Annotated in this window: 20 protein-coding genes; 8 read left to right on the top strand and 12 right to left on the bottom strand. The window is 71.6% G+C overall.

Translation table 11 applies throughout. From position 1 onward, the window contains the following. Positions 1-196: 196 nt before the first annotated feature. Complete coding sequence (locus V1227_RS34490; protein WP_329789396.1) at positions 197-1,567, top strand: neutral zinc metallopeptidase; 1,371 nt, start codon at positions 197-199, stop codon at positions 1,565-1,567. A 16-nt stretch (positions 1,568-1,583) separates the two neighbouring features. On the opposite strand, the gene V1227_RS34485 is transcribed toward V1227_RS34490, so the two are convergent. Beyond that, the gene (locus tag V1227_RS34485; protein WP_329789395.1) at positions 1,584-2,783 is read right to left on the bottom strand and encodes a cytochrome P450; all 1,200 of its coding nucleotides are present in this window, start codon (positions 2,781-2,783) and stop codon (positions 1,584-1,586) included. A 98-nt stretch (positions 2,784-2,881) separates the two neighbouring features. Beyond that, positions 2,882-3,004, bottom strand: coding sequence for a hypothetical protein (locus V1227_RS34480; protein WP_329789394.1), 123 nt, complete (start codon positions 3,002-3,004; stop codon positions 2,882-2,884). A gap of 33 nt (positions 3,005-3,037) precedes the next feature. On the opposite strand from V1227_RS34480, the gene V1227_RS34475 reads away from it, so the two are divergent. Both V1227_RS34475 and V1227_RS34470 read left to right on the top strand, forming a co-directional pair. After that, a complete protein-coding gene (locus V1227_RS34475; protein WP_329789393.1) occupies positions 3,038-4,480 on the top strand; it encodes a neutral zinc metallopeptidase in 1,443 nt (480 codons plus the stop codon). Positions 4,481-4,511: 31 nt separating this feature from the next. Then, positions 4,512-5,309, top strand: a complete 798-nt coding sequence (locus tag V1227_RS34470; RefSeq protein WP_329789392.1) for a helix-turn-helix domain-containing GNAT family N-acetyltransferase — start codon at positions 4,512-4,514, stop codon at positions 5,307-5,309. Between the two features lie 8 nt (positions 5,310-5,317). Here the strand turns inward: V1227_RS34470 and V1227_RS34465 are convergent, their stop codons facing one another. The 3 genes from V1227_RS34465 to V1227_RS34455 are packed head-to-tail and all read right to left on the bottom strand — an operon-like array spanning position 5,318 to position 7,049. Continuing rightward, complete coding sequence (locus V1227_RS34465) at positions 5,318-5,797, bottom strand: YbaB/EbfC family nucleoid-associated protein (RefSeq protein WP_329789391.1); 480 nt, start codon at positions 5,795-5,797, stop codon at positions 5,318-5,320. Further along, entirely contained in the window at positions 5,794-6,732 is a 939-nt protein-coding gene (locus V1227_RS34460; RefSeq protein WP_329789390.1) for a hypothetical protein, read from the bottom strand. The genes V1227_RS34465 and V1227_RS34460 overlap by 4 nt, the downstream gene beginning before the upstream one ends. Further along, positions 6,729-7,049 carry a hypothetical protein gene (locus V1227_RS34455; RefSeq protein ID WP_329789389.1) on the bottom strand — a complete coding sequence of 107 codons (321 nt, stop codon included), beginning with the start codon at positions 7,047-7,049 and terminating at the stop codon, positions 6,729-6,731. The genes V1227_RS34460 and V1227_RS34455 overlap by 4 nt, the downstream gene beginning before the upstream one ends. Positions 7,050-7,169: 120 nt before the next feature. Here V1227_RS34455 and V1227_RS34450 point away from each other — a divergent pair, with 120 nt between their 5' ends. Beyond that, positions 7,170-7,712, top strand: a complete 543-nt coding sequence (locus tag V1227_RS34450; RefSeq protein WP_329789388.1) for a hypothetical protein — start codon at positions 7,170-7,172, stop codon at positions 7,710-7,712. Between the two features lie 11 nt (positions 7,713-7,723). Beyond that, positions 7,724-8,335, top strand: a complete 612-nt coding sequence (locus V1227_RS34445; RefSeq protein WP_329789387.1) for a hypothetical protein — start codon at positions 7,724-7,726, stop codon at positions 8,333-8,335. 57 nt (positions 8,336-8,392) lie between these two features. On the opposite strand, the gene V1227_RS34440 is transcribed toward V1227_RS34445, so the two are convergent. The 3 genes from V1227_RS34440 to V1227_RS34430 form a co-directional block, all read right to left on the bottom strand. Beyond that, on the bottom strand, positions 8,393-9,364 hold the full coding sequence (locus tag V1227_RS34440) for a tetratricopeptide repeat protein (protein WP_329789386.1): 972 nt from the start codon (positions 9,362-9,364) through the stop codon (positions 8,393-8,395). After that, positions 9,361-10,185, bottom strand: a complete 825-nt coding sequence (locus V1227_RS34435; RefSeq protein WP_329789385.1) for an SCO6745 family protein — start codon at positions 10,183-10,185, stop codon at positions 9,361-9,363. Before V1227_RS34435 ends, V1227_RS34440 begins: the two co-directional genes overlap by 4 nt. Before the next feature lie 99 nt (positions 10,186-10,284). Continuing rightward, a complete protein-coding gene (locus tag V1227_RS34430) occupies positions 10,285-10,590 on the bottom strand; it encodes an MTH1187 family thiamine-binding protein (RefSeq protein ID WP_329794178.1) in 306 nt (101 codons plus the stop codon). Between the two features lie 174 nt (positions 10,591-10,764). On the opposite strand from V1227_RS34430, the gene V1227_RS34425 reads away from it, so the two are divergent. The 3 genes from V1227_RS34425 to V1227_RS34415 are packed head-to-tail and all read left to right on the top strand — an operon-like array spanning position 10,765 to position 13,381. Beyond that, the gene (locus V1227_RS34425; protein WP_090095294.1) at positions 10,765-11,262 is read left to right on the top strand and encodes a MarR family winged helix-turn-helix transcriptional regulator; all 498 of its coding nucleotides are present in this window, start codon (positions 10,765-10,767) and stop codon (positions 11,260-11,262) included. 32 nt (positions 11,263-11,294) lie between these two features. Next, positions 11,295-12,341, top strand: a complete 1,047-nt coding sequence (locus V1227_RS34420; protein ID WP_329789384.1) for a phosphotransferase — start codon at positions 11,295-11,297, stop codon at positions 12,339-12,341. Then, a complete protein-coding gene (locus V1227_RS34415) occupies positions 12,338-13,381 on the top strand; it encodes a phosphotransferase (RefSeq protein ID WP_329789383.1) in 1,044 nt (347 codons plus the stop codon). Before V1227_RS34420 ends, V1227_RS34415 begins: the two co-directional genes overlap by 4 nt. Here the strand turns inward: V1227_RS34415 and V1227_RS34410 are convergent. From V1227_RS34410 to V1227_RS34395, 4 genes are all read right to left on the bottom strand, one after another. Next, positions 13,353-13,688, bottom strand: a complete 336-nt coding sequence (locus V1227_RS34410) for a DUF3817 domain-containing protein (protein WP_236216407.1) — start codon at positions 13,686-13,688, stop codon at positions 13,353-13,355. The genes V1227_RS34415 and V1227_RS34410 overlap by 29 nt on opposite strands. Positions 13,689-13,738: 50 nt before the next feature. Continuing rightward, a complete protein-coding gene (locus V1227_RS34405) occupies positions 13,739-14,782 on the bottom strand; it encodes an ABC transporter permease (protein ID WP_329789382.1) in 1,044 nt (347 codons plus the stop codon). Next, positions 14,779-15,690 (bottom strand): ABC transporter ATP-binding protein, encoded by a 912-nt coding sequence (locus V1227_RS34400; RefSeq protein ID WP_329789381.1) that lies wholly within the window; start codon positions 15,688-15,690, stop codon positions 14,779-14,781. Before V1227_RS34400 ends, V1227_RS34405 begins: the two co-directional genes overlap by 4 nt. A 77-nt stretch (positions 15,691-15,767) precedes the next feature. Continuing rightward, a complete protein-coding gene (locus V1227_RS34395) occupies positions 15,768-16,562 on the bottom strand; it encodes a hypothetical protein (protein WP_329789380.1) in 795 nt (264 codons plus the stop codon). Positions 16,563-16,620 lie beyond the last annotated feature (58 nt).

Genomic DNA, 16,620 nt, shown 5'->3' with positions numbered 1-16,620 from the left:
GGTCGATCGGCGGTTCGAGCACGGCCCGGTGGTCGGACGCCCGGAGGAACGCGCAGGTCCGGTGATCATGCCCACGCCGGGGTGCGGCGACCGCGGCTCGGTGAACCCGATCCGGCCACCACACGTTGCCCAAGGTATGCGCCTGACTTGGACGAGTAGGACGCCCTTCGCGCCGCCCGGCAGGCACAATGGGGGCATGCGGCACCGGAGCATCGCGCTGATCGTCGCCACCGCCCTGCTCGCGGTGGGTTGCACCGCCGAGATCCCGGGGCGCCCGCGCGCCGCCAAGGTGGTGAAGAAGGAAGCCTCCACCGAGACCATCCAGGTGCGGGGGTCGGACAACGGCCCGATCGACAAGCTGGCCGCCACCGCGCTCACGGACATCGACGAGTTCTGGAAGGACTCGTTCCAGAAGACGTTCAACAAGCCGTGGAAGCCGCTGACCGGCGGCTACTTCTCGGTCGACACGTCGGACGCGACCGCGAAGCCGCCGCCGTGCACGCAGAAGGCCGCGGACGTGGAGGGCAACGCCTTCTACTGCCCCGCCGCCGACGCGATCGCCTGGGACCGCGCGTCGCTGCTGCCGGTGCTGCAGGACCGCTTCGGCGAGGCCGCCGTGGTCGTGGTGCTGGCCCACGAGGTCGGCCACGCGGTGCAGAACCGCATGGGCATCACGCCCGAAGCCGAGCGCCGCGAGCCGGAGAGGTTCCCGACGATCCTCACCGAGGCGCAGGCCGACTGCTTCGCGGGCGCTTTCGTGCGCAACGTGACGGACGGCAGGTCGCAGCGCCTCGACATCAACGCCGACTCGCTGGACAAGGCCCTGGGCGCGCTGATCACGTTCCGCGACCCGGTCGGCACCTCGCCGGAGGACGAGCAGGCGCACGGCAGCGCGTTCGACCGCGTGGCGGCGTTCCAGGACGGCTTCGAGCAGGGCACCAAGTTCTGCGCGGCGATGACGGTGCAGAACCGCACCTTCACCCAGCGGGCGTTCACGACGGTCAAGGACCGCGCGAACGGCGGCAACCTGCCGTTCTCGGAGATGCTCGAGTCCGTGACGCCCGACCTCGACGGCTACTTCAAGGGCCTCGCGACGGCCGCCGGCAAGCAGTGGCCCTCGCCGCGCGCCGAGGCGTCCCAGACGGAGCCGACGTGCTCCGGCGACCAGGGGCCGGTGGCGTACTGCCCGTCGGACAAGACGATCAAGATCGACACGAAGGAAGACCTGCCGGCCCTGCACAAGGAGCTCGGGGACTACGCGACCGGCACGCTGATCGCGACCAGGTACGCGATGGCCGAGCTGGCCGTGATGGGCAAGCCGACCGAGGGCGAGGAGGCCTCCGCGGCCGCCCTGTGCCTGGCCGGCGCGTACACCGGCGCGGTGTTCGCGCGCGAAGGCGGGTTCGGGCTCTCACCGGGCGACTTCGACGAGGCCGTGACGGTGCTGCTGCAGTTCGACTACGCGGCGCGCGACTCGAAGGGCGAGAACCCGGTCGACCCGGGGTTCGCCCGCGTGGCGCGGTTCCGCGAAGGCGTGTTCGAGGGCCCGAAGAAGTGCGGCCTCTGAGCGCGGCCGCACCGGCTCAGACGGGCCAGGTCAGGTGCAGGTGGCGCACCCCGCGCAGCACGCCGTAGGTGCGTTCGGGCTCGGTGCCGGGCTCGACCTCGAACTCGGGCATCGCGGTCAGCACCTCGTCGAACACGATGCCGAGCTCCAGCCGCGCCAGGTGCATGCCGAGGCAGCGGTGCACGCCCGCTCCCCAGCCGAGGTCGCGGCCGCGCTGGCGCCGGTCGAGCCGGAACTCGGCGGGGTCGTCGACGTACTGCTCGTCGCGGGTGCCGGAGCCCCAGGCGAGCAGCAGGCGGTCGCCGGGCGTCAGGTCGACGCCGCCGAGGGTGGTCTCGGCGAGCACGGTGCGCCCCGTGGCGGCGACCGCGGACTCGTGGCGCACGACCTCCTCGATGAGCTTCGGCACGAGCGTGCGGTCGGCGGCGACCCGGCGCCGCGTCGGCGGGTCCTGCGCCAGCTGCAGCACGAGGCTGGAGATGGTGTCGACGGTGGTGAGGAAGCCCGCGCTGACCATCAGGAACGCGTACTTGAGCAGTTCGGCGTCCGTGGCGGTCCGGCCGTCCACCTCGGCGTGCACGACGGCGGTCAGCACGTCACCGCCGGTGTCCTCGCGGTCGCGCCGCTCGGCGATCTCGGCGCGGAGGAACTCGACCAGGCCGGCTCCGGCGCGGTGGGCGTCCTGCACCGACCTCGGCGCGACGAGGTCCCTCGCCAGTCCGGCGAGCTCGTGCTGCCGTTCCCGCGGCACGCCCATGACCTCGGCGATCACCAGGGACGGGATGCGGGCGGCGAGCTCACCGACGACCTCGCACCGCCCGCGTGGCGCCACCTCGCCGACGACCTGGCCGGTCACCTGCCGGATGAACGCCTCGTGCCTGCGCACGGCCGGTGGCGTGAAGAAGTCCTGCAGGACGTTGCGCCAGCCCGTGTGGACCGGCGGGTCGGACTCGAAGAGCGGTGCGCGGGTGGTCTCGGCGTCGGGCACCATCGCGACCGCGCCGAGCCCCCGCACCGCGGCGCTGAAGGTCTCGCCGTCCTTGGCGACGGTGACGATGTCGTCCTGCTTCGCCACGACGTAGAACCCGCCGTAGGCCTCGCTGCGCGCGACCGGGCAGCCCTGGCGGAGGTCGGCGAGCAGGGCGTGGATCGTCGGGACGACGGCCTGGTCGTGGTGGTCGAAGCCGCGGATGCGGTCGGAGAGACTCTCGCCCATGCACGTGTACCTACAGCATGATCGCGGGCGAGCGGAAGCCCGCACCGGCTCGGTGACCGGGTGCGGGCTCCAGCGCCGGAGCGCGGGAGCCTGGTCCGTCACGACCGAGATCCGCGCGCCGGGACCTTCCGCGTGCCGCCGATCAGGTCCGTGTTGCGCACCGTGACCTCGGTGAACGTCACGAAGGGCAGGTTCGGCGGTGCCTCCGGCACTTGCTGCACGTGGCCGAACGGCGCTTAGTAGGGTCTGACCTCATGGGATTCGGACGAATCGCCGTCGCGCTGGCCGCGACCGCAGCTTTGACCGCGTGCGCTTCCGTGGTCGAGGGCGAACCGAAGGGCGAGCGCCCCGACCCCACGAAGGTCGCGGGGCTCGAGATCTCCAACGGCCCGTCCGGCCCGAAGAAGGGCGTCCCCGACGCGGACCTCAGCGTGCAGAACGGCGACGGCGGCGAGATGGACCGCCTGGCCATCAACACCCTCGCCGACGTGCAGGAGTTCTGGAAGGACGAGCTCCCCCGCTCGTTCGGGGGCAAGGCCTTCGAGCCCGTCAAGCGCTTCATCTCCTACGACGCCAACGGCAAGGGCGTCGAGGTCTGCAAGCTCAACACCACCGGCATCGCGAACGCGTTCTACTGCGCCCTCGACGACAGCATCACCTGGGACCGCGGCGAGCTGCTGCCGATGCTCAACGACTCCTTCGGCCCCATGGCGGTCGTGACGGTCCTCGCCCACGAGATGGGCCACGCCGTGCAGTACAAGCTCGGCCCCGCCTCCGGCATCGGCCCGAACACGCCGTCGATCGTCAAGGAGCAGCAGGCCGACTGCTACACCGGCGTCTTCATGCGCTGGATCGCCGAGAACAGGTCCAAGCACTTCGAGCTCTCGACGGGCGAGGGCCTGAACCAGGTCCTGCAGACGATGTTCTTCATCCGCGACAGCGCCGGCACGTCGTTCGAGAAGCAGGGCGCCCACGGCAGCGCGTTCGACCGCGTCTCCGCGTTCCAGTTCGGCTTCGTCCGCGGCGCCGCCCGCTGCGCCGAGATCAACGAGGCCGAGATCTCGAAGCGCATCACCGAACGCCCCTTCGACCTCTCGGACTCCGACCGGGGGCAGGGCCGCGGCAACGCCAAGATCGACGAGGAGAAGTACCTCCGCGCGCTGGAGGAGTCGCTGCGCGACGCCTACAAGTCGAGCGGCGCGGTCTTCCCCGCCTTCGACAGGGCCGGGATCAAGCCCTGCGCCGACGCGCAGACCACCTCCCCCGCCTCCTACTGCCCCGCCGTGAACCAGCTCCAGCTCGACCTGCCGCAGCTGGTGAAGATCGGCACGCCGCCGAAGAAGGGGTCGAAGGGCGGCATCGGCGACTTCGCCGCGTTCGCCGTGATCGCCTCGCGCTTCTCGCTGTCGATCCAGCACGCCACGGGTTTCAAGCTCGACGACGACGCCGCGGGCCAGCGCACCGCGTGCCTGACCGGCGCGTGGGCGGGCCTCACCAACCGTCCCGACGCCGCGGCGGGCCTGCGCCTGTCCCCCGGCGACCTGGACGAGGCCGTGGCGGAGCTGCTGGCCGACGACAGCCTCATCGCGTCCGACGTGAACGGCAAGGCGGTCCCCTCCGGCTTCGCCCGCGTGGAGGCGTTCGGCGACGGCTTCTTCCGCGGCCTGTCGTTCTGCGTGAAGAAGTACTCGGTTTGACCCTCCATCGATCGGCGTCGATACTCGGCGGGTGCTGACCGATGAAGCCGCGACCTACGCCTCGTGGTTCTCGACCCTGTCCGACCCGACCAGGGTCCGCCTGCTGCACCACGTGGCGTCCGCCTCGGCACCGGTGACGGTCGGCGAGCTGACGACGCTGCTGGGCGTGAGCCAGTCCACCTGCTCGCACCACGTCCGCAAGCTGGCGGAGGTCGGCTTCCTCCACGTCCAGCGCGAGGGCACGACCACCCTCGTCACGGTCAACCCGGCCTGCTGCACCGGTCTGCCCCACGCGGCGGACGCGGTGATGGGCGCGCTGTCGTCGGGCACCGTCCGCCCGGTCGACGGCGTCACCGTCCGCGCGATGACCGCCGCGGACTGGCCGGAGGTCCGCCGCATCTACGGCGAGGGCATCGCCTCGGGCAACGCGACCTTCGAGACCGAGGTGCCCTCGCGCCGGGTGCTCGAGTCCAAGTGGCTACCGGACCACCGCTGGATCGCGGTGCTGGACGGCGAGATCGCCGGCTGGGCCGCCGCGACGGCCGTCTCGGCGCGGGAGTGCTACTCCGGCGTGGCCGAGACGTCGATCTACGTGGCCGACGCGGCACAGGGCCGGGGAGTGGGCAAAACCCTGCTGCACCACCAGGTCGTGGCGGCGGACGCCGACGGCTTCTGGACGTTGCAGGCCGTGGTCTTCCCGGAGAACCGGGCCAGCGTCGCACTGCACCACAAGGCGGGCTTCCGCACGGTGGGGTTGCGCGAGAAGATCGCGCAGCACCACGGCGAATGGCGCGACACCGTCCTCTTGGAACGACGCCGCGCCGACTGACCGGGGTGTCACCAGGGCTCGTCCTTGAGCCAGCTCTCCGGCGGCCCCTCCTCGGTGTGGTCACCGGTCCGCTTCACGGGTGCGTTGCCGCGCACGGGAAGCGCCAGCTCCACCGCCCGGACGTCGGGTGCGGGCAGCAGGAACGGCGGCAGGGAACGGATGACGCCCTCGTTGCGCAGCCGCTCGTACACCTCGCGCACCTGGTTCCGCGCGTCGGCCGTCGCCTGGCGCACGACGGCGGTGATCGCGTGCGCCAGGTCGTCCTGCTTGGCCTGCTTGGTGAGCGGCGACAGCTCGAGCCGCAGGAGCAGGCCGGAGTGGTCGACGGTGGCGGCCACGTCGCCGTGCTCGCTCCTCGCCGTGCCGCGGACCGCGGCGACCTGCTCCTCCGCCCACTCCTTCGCCCGCAGACGGCGGTCGGCGTTCGTGGCGCCTTCTTCGGACTGGGCGCGCAGCCGGGCGGCGCGCGCCTGCGGGTCCTCCGTCACGACGCCGACCGGGCGGGAGCGCTGTCCGGTTCCTTCGGCTCCTCCACCAGGTCCTCGCGGCTGATCCTGCTCGGCGGCTTGCGGTCCTCCTGGTGGAAGTCGCCGGGGTCGAACCGGTCGTCGGTGACGAGGCGGGGCCGCGGCGGGCTCAGCTCCAGCATCCCGGCACCCGCCATGCTCTCGGCGACGGCGCGGAAGCCGGCCCGGACCTTCTCCATCTGCCTGCGGCCGGTTTCCAGGATGTCCTGGCCCTTCCAGCCCATTTCGCCGATGACCTGCTCCGTGCTGTTCGCCTCGAGGTAGGTGGCGTTGACCCCGGCCGCACCGGTCTGCAGCGCGTCGCCGACCGCGAGCGTGGCGATGAACGCCACGCCGGTGCCGGCGGTCGCCGCCGCGACACCGATCGACACCGCGGCGGACGCGAGCGAGATCATGACCTTGGCGTCCCTGATCTCCCCCGCCTCGACGCCCTTCTGCGCCTTCTCGACGAAGTTCAGCACGTCGTCGCGGAAGCTGGTGATCGACTTCTCGTAGGCCTGCATCGCGTACTTCGCGGCGCGGACGACGTCCCGCTTGCGCGCGAGCGCGCCCTCGATGCTCGGCTGGCCGCGCAGGTACGAGCGGAAGCCGTCGGCGGCGTCGCCCTCCCAGTTCTCCAGGTAGAGGTCGATGTCGTTGAGCACGCCCTCGCAGAAGTCCTGGTCGATGTCGTCGGCTGCCTTGGACAGCAACGAGATCTCCTCGCTCACGCCCTCGAGCGCCACCTCGACGTCGATGAACCGGCCGAACTCGGCGAAGAGGCGCTGGACGTCCTCCTTGGCGGTCGGGTAGCTCGCGTTCTCCTCCAGGTGGTCGGGGAAGAACCAGTCCTCCTGCTCGTCGAACTTCTTGCAGAAGTAGTCGGCGTGCTTCTGCATGTCGTCGGCCCAGCTCACGACAGGATCCCCCCGAACGTCCGCTCGTTGTCCTCGTCCACGGCGATGTAGCGCTCGGCGACCTCGGTCAGCGCCTGCTGGGCCAGTTCCAGGTTCTCCTTGTTCCGCGCGAACACGCCGAGGAGCATCGAACGCGCGTTGAACCACTCGCGGTGCGCGTCGTAGACCTCCTCGTGCCCCGCGAAGGCCTTGCCGTCGAGCAGCTCGGTGCCGGCGAGCTTGAGCCTGGCGCTCTCCGTGTGCTCGACGAGCTTGCCCATGTCGTGCTCCGCCGTGTGCTTCAAGCCCTCTGGTTCGGCGTGGAAGCCCGTGCCCATCTCGCCCCCTGGCGTGTCCCGACCGGTGTGAACGGCCGACAGGTTATGTCAGCCGTTCGGGTGAAGATCGCGGGGTGTGGGTGTCAGCGATCTGTCAGCGCGCCCCGTCAAGCTGGGCTGATGGGGAAACAGCGAACGCTCGTCGTGCTGGTCTCCGCCCTCGGTCTGATGGTCGCGGCACCGCTCACGGCGGCCGCCAACAGCTTCAGCCCGCACGCGGACAACAAGGCGCACAGCTTCTTCTTCGACGACGACCTCACCTCGGCGCAGAAGTCCGGCGTCGACTGGGCGCGGAAGAACTCGCTCGCGCCGACGGACATGACGACGAGCGTGAACACGACGTACAACACCAAGGTCGACGTGTGGGTGTACTCGACCTGGAACCCGCCGGCGGACCTGCGGAACGCCTACGCGTGGGCGAGCTGCGTCAAGCGCGTCAACGCGTCCAAGTGCGACCAGCACGAGATCGTGATCAACAACAAGCTGCCGCACGGCAACTACAAGTCCTTGGGCTGCCACGAGATCGGCCACACCGTGGGCCTCGGCCACGCGTCGGGCAAGAACAGCTCGTACAGCACGCCGAACCGTTCGTGCATGCGCGGGAACCCGGACCACAACTACTACTCCACGCACGACAAGAACCACATCAACGGCGCCTACTGATGAGGAACCCGATGCGCATCTCGTTCCTGGTGGGTGCCGCGGCACTGGTGCTCACCGCCTGCTCGTCCACACCCGCGCCCGCACCCGCCGCCGCGCCGGGCTTCTGGGACGCCCACGCCGTCCACGGCTCGATGCCGGAGGAGCCGGAGACCGTCGAGGAGCTGGCGTCGCAGTCGCAGCTCGTCGTCCTGGGCACGATCGGCGGTGTCACCGAGGGCAGGGACTACACCGACCCCGGGAAGCCCGCCCACCGCACGTCGAACGTGGCGATCCAGGTGGAGAAGGCGAACCGCGCCGGAGTGCCGCAGGCCGTCGTGGAGTTCTCCCGGCAGCCCGAGACGGCTCTCGCGGACGTGGCCTCGGCCCTGCCGAAGGGGCGGTACGTCTTCTACCTGCAGCACTGGTACGACGGCCCGGACGGTCCCGTCTACAGCTGCACGTCCGTCGGCATGTGCGCCGTGGGCGTCGACGGCGGCTCGGTGACGACTCCGCGTGAGCCCGGCCTGGCCGAGGACCTGCGCGCCGAAGGCCGCGTGCCGTTCAAGAACCAGGCCCCGTCGCCGGACGGCCTGACCGTGGACCGGATCTTCGTGGACAGCGCCGCGGCGGTTCCCGCCGGCTGATCCGCGCTCTGGGGGTCGGCCGGGGCTCTTGCGCCGAAGAGCCCCGGCCGCACTGCGTCAGTACAGGGCCGAAGCCAGGTTCCGCCGGGCCGCGGCGACCCGCGGGTCGTCCGCCGGGAACAGCTCGAACAGCCCCACCAGGTGCTGGCGGACCCGGTCCCGGTCGTCGCCGTGGACGCGGCGGACGGTGTCGACCAGGCGCCGGAACGCCTCCTCGACCTGCTGCACGGCCACCTGGGCGTCCGCGGCGGCCAGCTGGGCGTCGATGTCCTCCGGAGCGCCGTCGGCCTTGGCGATCACGGCCGGGTCCACGGCCTCGGCGCGCTCGGCGAACCTGGCCTGGGCGAGGCCTTCCCGCGCGAGCTCGTTGGCGGGCTCCGACGCGAGGATCTCCGAGTAGAAGCCCTGGGCGGCGGCGTAGTCACCGCGCTCGAAGGCCTCCTCGGCCGCGACGATCCGCGGGTCCTCGGGGACCTCCTCCTGCTCGACGGGGGCGCCGGCGCGGGCCTCGCCGGCGCGGATGCCGGGCAGCCGGTCGCGCAGGGCGTCCAGCAACCGCGAGATCCACTGGGAGAGCTCGGCGTCGGCGATCGGCCCCGCGAACGCGTCGATCGGCTGACCGGCGGCGACGGCCACGGTCGTCGGCACCGACTGCACGCCGAACGCCTGCCCGATCCGGGGCGCGGTCTCGAGGTCGACCCGCGCGAGGATCCAGGCGCCGCCCGACGACTGGGCGAAGCGGGTGAGGGTGGCGGCGAGCGCTTGCGACTCAGGGCTGTAGGAGGCGCCGAGCAGGACCACGACGGGCACCTGCAGGGACTGCTCGACCACAGCCTGGAAGGAGGCCTCGGTGACGTCGACGATCCACGGCGCGGAGCCGTTGTCGGGCGAGGGCGAGCCACCGGAGGCGGCGGGCGCGGCCGAGGCGGTGCGGGCCGCGTCGGCTCGGGCCTTCAGGGCGCCCAGGTCGACGGCGCCCGAGAGCGCGGCGGACAGTGCGGCGGTCTTGCGAGGATCAGGCCTTGTCACGTGTTCCATCCTGGCACGGCTAGTTCCCGGACCGGGTCCAGGGCCATCGGGTTGACGCGCATCGCCTCGTTGGCCGAAGCGATGCGTAGAGCAAGCGGTGTCATCAGTTCGACGAACCGCTCTGTCGGACCGGCACCCAGCGCTTTCCACGGTGCGAGCGCGGCCTCGTCGGTCGCGCGTTCCACCGCGGCGAGGTCGCCGGGCAGGTCCGACACTTCGTCCCACTCTTCGACAGTCCAACCACGCGCGGTTCTCATGTATGCCGGATCGAGGGAATGTTCGCGCGCGTAGAGCGCGAGCGCGTGGCACGGCTCGATGCCGTGCGCCACCAGAGCGGCCACGTGGCCGTCACCCCTGGCCTCGCGCAGGATCGTGCAGGCGTGCCACAGGGCCAGGTGCGGTTCGGACGGCCACGGCAGCGCGCGGTTCGCCGCCGCCAGCGGGCGTCCGCCCAGCGGAGCGGCCTCCGCCGCCGCGCGCGCCAGTCCGGCCGCCTCGGCGATCTCCGCCGTGCCGACCTCGCCCAGCAACCGCCGCAACGCCCCGTCCACGCCCTCGAGCCGCACGCGCAGGAACTCGGCGGGCGGGGCGACGGCCCACGCGTCCGGCAGCGCACGGGAGACCATGCGCGGCGCGAAGTTGTAGAACACCGCCGTCACCAGCTCCGGCGACGCGGCGCCCAGCGGCGCGGCGCGCATGCCGAAGTAGCCCATCCAGCCGCCCTTGCAGCCCAGCGCGTCGGTCGCCGCGCGCGACTCGGGCGTGAAGTACGTGACGTCGTGGTAGGGCTCGAACCTCAACCACAGCTGCCTCGCGTCCACGCCCGACACGCTAACGCAGCGACCGCCGCCGCACGGGCTCTCTCACCATGCCGGCGTAGAGCTTTCGGCCATCCGGGCAGGATCTGCGCGACCGGGCCGTCACGGGGTGTCGGAGAGGTGCTCCTCGACCCGGTCGACCTTGGCCTTGAGCTGACCGGTGTAGCCGGGCCGGATGTCGGCCTTGAGCACGAGCGACACGCGCGGCGCACTGGCCTGGACGGCCTCGGTGGCCTTCTTCACGACGGCCATCACCTCGTCCCACTCCCCCTCGATCAGCGTGAACATCGCGTTCGTCTCGTTGGGCAGCCCGGACTCCCGCACGACCCGGACCGCCTCGGCGACGGCCTTCGCGACGCCTCCCGACGAGTCCGAACCGGACGGAGCAACACTGAACGCGACCAGCACGCGGACCTCCTGGTGTTTTCCCTCCCAGCGGTGGCTGGGCCCGCCGCCCACGCTGCCCGACCGCCCGGCGGAAGGCCAGGTCTGTGCGATCACCGTCATCCCGGCCGGGACCTGCCCCTCGAACAGCAGCACTAGGTGATCCACGGGTGGTACTGACTGGTAGCTTCCGTGCACATGACACCGCTGCCGTTCGATCCGATCGCCCGCGCGGCCGAGCTGTGGGACGACCGGGTGGGTTCCTCCACGTCGATGGCCGCCGTCACGAGCGTCATGCGTGTCCAGCAGATCATCCAGTCCGCCGTGGACGCGGCCCTCAAGCCGCACGGGCTCACGTTCGCGCGCTACGAGGCGTTGGTGCTCCTCTACTTCTCCCGCAAGGGCGCGCTGCCGATGCGCGTGATGGGCGAGCGCCTGCAGCTGCACCCGACGAGCGTCACGAACATCGTCGACCGGCTGGAGAGCGACGGGCTGGTCCGCCGCACGCCCCACCCGACCGACCGCCGCACCACGCTGGTGGAGATCACCGAAGCCGGTCTCCAGCGCCGGGAGAGCGCGACCGCGGCCGTCGTCGAGGTGAACCTCGGGCTCAAGGGCCTCACCGACCGGCAGACCGAGCAGCTCACCGACCTGCTCGCCAAGGTCCGCCGGGCGAGCGGCGACTTCGAGGACTGAAATCCGGTTGAGCCCGTCGCGATGATGGTCGCGTGACGGAACGGTCGATCATCGCCCTGGTCAGCACCCCGAGCGGGTTCGCGGGCCGCATCGGGCCGATCGCGGTGGACAGCCCCCGGTGGGCGGACACCGAACCCGTCAACGCGGCGCTGGAACGCCTGCTGGGCGTGCCGACGAGCGTGCTCAGGCTCGTGTCCGCCGAGGGCGGTTCCTCCGGCTCGGGCGGCGTCGTCACCTACCACGTCGAGGCGCACGGCGAACCCGACCGCTCGCGGCTGCACCCCGCCCGCGAACCGGCGGACGACGCCCCGCGCAGGCTGCCGTGGGCGCGCAGGGGCGGTCCGGCCGAGCTCCTCGCCTGGGCCGACGCGCAGGTCGGCCGCACCGGCCCCGCGGTGCAGGTGAAGTCGTGGAACCTGTCGTCGGTGCACCGGCTGCCCACGGCGAACGGCCCGGTGTGGCTGAAGGCCGTGCCGCCGTTCTTCGCCGATGAGGCCGAGGTGATCGCGATGGTCGCGGAGCACGACCCCGGCCTCGTGCCCGAGGTGATCGCCTCCGCTCCGCGCCGGGTCCTGCTCGCGGCGGCACCGGGCGAGGCCTGCTGGGACACGCGGCCCGAGCACGTCGAGGAGGTCGTGCCGCGCTGGGTCGCGGTGCAGCACGCCCTGGCGGGTGAGCCGCGGGTGCGGCGGTGCCCGGTGCCGATGCCGTCGTTCGGGCTGCCCGACACGCTCGTGCACGGCGACTTCCACCCCGGCAACTGGTTCAGCGGCGGTGTGGTCATCGACTTCTCCGACGCCGTGTGGGGGCACCCCGCGCTGGACGCGGGCCGGTTGGTCGAGTTCTGCCGGCCGGACCTGCGCGACCACGTCGCGGAGGTGTGGAGCAGGGCGTGGCTGGAGCTGCGCCCGGACAGCAGGCCGCGGGAAGCGCTCGACGCCGCCCGCCGGGCCGCGCACCTGCTCAGCGCGGTCCAGTACCAGGAGTTCCTCGACAACGTGGAGGACTCCGAGCGGATCTACCACGAGGGTGATCCCGAACGGCACCTGAGGGCGGCGCTCGAGTTGGTGACGGCATGACGGAGCGGACGGTCGTCGCCCTGGTCAGCGCGCCGAGCGGGTTCGCGGGCCGCACGGACGCGCTGCCGGTCCCCACGCGGGACTGGAACCACGTCGAGCCCGTCAACGAGGTGCTGGAAGAGCTGCTCGGGGTGCCGACGCACGTGCTGCGGCTGGTCTCCGTGCAGGGCGGCGAAGCGCCGTGGGGCGGCCAGGTCACCTACCACGTCGAGGCGCTCGGCGAACCCGACCGCTCGCGGCTCCACCCGGCCGCCGAGCCCGAGCCCGACGCGGAGCACCGGCTGCCGTACGCCCGGCCGGGCGGCCCGGCCGAACTGGTCGCGTGGGCGGACGCGCGGGTCGACCGCACCGGGCCCGCGGTGCAGGTGCGCACCTGGAACCTCTCCACCGTCTTCCGGCTGCCGACCGCGGACGGCCCGGTGTGGCTCAAGGCCATCCCGTCGTTCTTCGCCGACGAGGGCGCGGTGGTGGACCTGGTCGGCCGGCACGACCCGACGCTGGTCCCTCGCGTGATCGCCTCGGCACCCCGGCGGGTGCTGCTCGCCGACGCCCCCGGCGACAAGTGCTGGCCGGTCACCGCCGAGCACGTCGACCTCGTCGTGCCGCGGTGGGTGGCCGTGCAGAACGCGCTGGCCGGCGCGCCGCGACTCCCCCCGACCGCCGTCGCGATGCCGTCGTTCGGGCTGCCGGACACGCTGACGCACGGCGACTTCCACCCCGGCAACTGGCGCCGCGGCGGCGCGGTCATCGACTTCTCCGACGCCGTCTGGGGTCACCCCGCGCTCGACGCGTGCCGGGTGCTCGAGTACGCCGGGCCCGAGCTGCACGACCACATCAGGCGCGTGTGGAGCGAAGCGTGGCTCCGGCACCGCCCGGACAGCCGCCCGCTGGAGGCCCTCGACGTCGCCCGCCGCGCGTCACGCCTGCACAACGCGGTGAAGTACCAGCGCTTCCTGGACAACATCGAGACCTCCGAGCGGATCTACCACGAGGGCGACCCGCAGGTGGAGCTCAGAGCTGTTCGGGAGATGGTGCGCTAGCGGGCTCGTCGAGGCGGCCGGTCTTCGCGGCCCAGCGCTCGAAGAGCACCGTGCCGAACGGCGGGATGCTCGACAGCAGGCCGAGCACGAGCGTGCGCGCGTCCCACTTGAGCGGCTCCTTCGTCATCAGCGTGACGAGGATGAAGGCGACGAACACGAAGCCGTGGATCGGACCGAAGATCTTGACGCCGATCTCGTTCTGCACGACGACGTACTTGAAGAACATCCCGAGCAGCAGGCCCGCCCAGGAGACCGCCTCGGCCAGGGCGAGGATGCGGAACCGTCCGACCACGCTGGAGAACGTCATGGTTGTTCATCATGAACCGTGACTGGGAGCACAACGCACCGGGGGGTGTCCTATTCCTCCCATTTGAAGACGCGGGAGGCGACGAACCCGACCACGAGCGAGAAGCCGACGAGAACGGCCGCCGGCACCGCGAGCGCCTCGATCCCCCTGCCGCGCACCAGCACGTCGAGCATGCCGTCGTTCATGTGCCGCAACGGGAAGATCTTCGACACGAACTGCAGCCACGCGGGTGCCCGGTCGACGGGGAAGAACGTGCCGGACAGGAACGCCATGGGCAGCACCACGATGTTCGCCGCCGCGGACGCCGCCTCCTCCGTCTTCGCGAACGCGCCGACGAGCATGCCGAGCGCGAAGAACGCGATGGTTCCCAGCAGCAGCAACGGGATCGCGAGCCACCAGTGGCCCGACAGCCGCAGCCCGAACACCGGCAGCGACGCGATGCCGATGAAGATCGCGCCCTGCAGCAGCGCGACCCCCGCGCTGACGAGCACCCTCGACGACAGCACCGAGGTCGTCGAGACCGGGGCGAGCCGGATGCGCCGCAGCACCTGCTTGCGCCGCCACGACACCAGCGTGAGCGCCGACCCGAACACCGCCGACACCGCCACACCCCATGACAGGATGCCCGGCGTCAGGTACTGGATCGGCTTGAGGGTGGCGTCCTCGACCCTCTCCGAGGCGAACGTGAACCGCGGCGGCTGCCCGGTCGCGGCGAGGTTCGCCTTGTCCACGAACCCGTTCACGATCCCGAGCACGGTCGCCGACTCGACCTGGTCGCTCTGCGCGTACCGGACGTCGACCTCCTGGCCGCGGACGATCAGCGCCGCGGGGAGGTCGCCGTCCTTCACCTTCCGGACAGCCGCGTTCTCGTCGTCGTACGGCTCGAACTCGAGGGTGCCGCTGTCCCGCAGCGCGCTGACGATCGGGCCGTCGCCGACGAGCGCGATCCTCGTCCTGTCGGTGCCCGCGTCGCGCAGGACCAGTCCGAAGATGACGAGGAACATCAACGGGAACAGGAAGGTGAAGAACAGCGTCACCTTGTCCCGGACGAACCCCTTGAGCATCGCCACCGAGAGCGTCTTGAACGCGGTCATGCGCGGTACTCCCGACCGGTCAGGGTGAGGAAAACGTCTTCGAGGGTGGCCGTGCGGACCTGCAGGCCGTCGAGCGCGCCGCGCTCGGCCAGTGCGGAGAGCACGGGAGCGGGGCGGCGGGTCGAGATCGTCAGCGACACCTCGTCCTCGTGCGCTTCCTCGACCCCTTCGATCGCGACGGCGTCCGCGACGGGCACGACGCCCTTCTGCAGGGTCACGTGCGTCGGCGCGTCGAGCCCGCGCACCAGCACCGCCGGCCGGTCGAGCGCGAGGATCCTGCCGGTGTCCATGATGGCCACGCGGTCGCAGAGGATCTCGGCCTCGTCGAGGTAGTGCGTGGTGTAGACGATGGTCTTGCCGCGCTCCCGGATGGCGCGCAGCACGTCCCAGAGGTTGCGGCGCGCCTGCGGGTCGAGCGCCGCGGTCGGTTCGTCGAGGAACACGACGTCCGGGTCGTGCACGAGCGCGCAGGCGATGGAGAGCCGTTGGCGCTGACCGCCGGAGAGCTTGTTCTCCTGCTCGTTCGCCTTGTCCGCCAGGCCGACCAGCTCCAGCATGTCCGCGGCCGTACCGGGACTCACGCCGTAGAGCGAGCCGAACGTCTGCAACTGCTCCTTGGCGGTCAGCTTCTCGAAGAACGACGACGCCTGCAGCTGGACCCCGATGCGCGGCAACAACTTCACGTTGCGCGGCCACGGGCTCTCCCCGAGCAGCCGCACCTCGCCGCTGTCGGGCTCGCGCAGTCCCTCGACGATCTCCAGCGTGGTGGTCTTCCCGGCGCCGTTGGGGCCCAGGATGCCGAAGAACTCCCCTTCGGCCACGGTGAACGAGACACCGTCCACCGCCTTCAGCTCGCCGTAGCTCTTGCGGACGTCCCGCACCACGACCGCCGGCCGTTCCTCCGTCATGGGCGAGACGGTAGGTCAGCGCCGGGCGGGGCACGGAGCGGAACGACGAAAGTCGGCGCGAAGTCGAGACGAACGGGTCAGCCGCCCGCGACGAGCAACGGGCATGCGGCGCGGAAGTCGTCCAACCTCCGCAGCGCGGCCGAGAACTGGTCGAACCTGGCCCTCGGAACGGCGGCGCGCACGTCGCCGACCACCTGCCACAGGTACCGGTGCTCGGCGGTCTCGACGACCAGCTCCGGCGGGTCGTCCACGACGTCCGCGGCGAACGCGAGCGCCACGGCGGCGGCGCGCAGACACGCCGTGGCGAGCGTGACGCAGTCCTCGACGAGCGTGCGGTCGTCCTGGGCGCGCACGACCCCGTTGACGGCGAACCGGGCCGCCTGCATGAGCGCGAAGTAGAGGCGCTGCCCGGCCTGGGCGCGTTCGTGCGGCAGGTCCTCGGTGCCGCGGCCGGGCGGCACGACGGTCATGCCCACCTGGGGGCGGCGCAGCACGTGGTCGAAGAGCGCGGTCGGCGCCCAGAGCAGCGTGCGCCAGGCGTCCTCGCTGATCGACGTGCTCATCCTGGCCGCGTTGTCGAGCACGTCGAGGTAGGCGATGAGGACGCCGGAGAGGAAGACGCCGCCGCGGTCGCCGGCGACCCGTTCGACGCCGAAGCGCTCGTCGGGACCGTCGTCGCAGGCTCCGGAACCGGGAGCCCACTCGATCATGCCGCTGGTGGCCAGGACCACGTGGGCGAGGCGCTGGTGCACGAGCGGCGCCGACAGCACCGTGTCGTCCAGGCCCATCTGGACCAGCGTGGACGCGGCGTGCTGCAGCGCCTCGCGGCGTTGCGGCACGAGGTCGGGGTGCAGCAGGCGGATCGGTTCCACGTCGCCCTCCCCAGGTCGGTCGTTCCGCACACGATGAACGGCCGGGGCTCGGAAGTCA

The organism is Lentzea sp. DG1S-22 (assembly GCF_036321065.1).
GTDB lineage: Bacteria > Actinomycetota > Actinomycetes > Mycobacteriales > Pseudonocardiaceae > Lentzea > Lentzea jiangxiensis.
The sequence above is the reverse complement of the archived record's forward strand: the minus strand, read 5'-3'. Positions and strand labels throughout refer to the sequence as shown.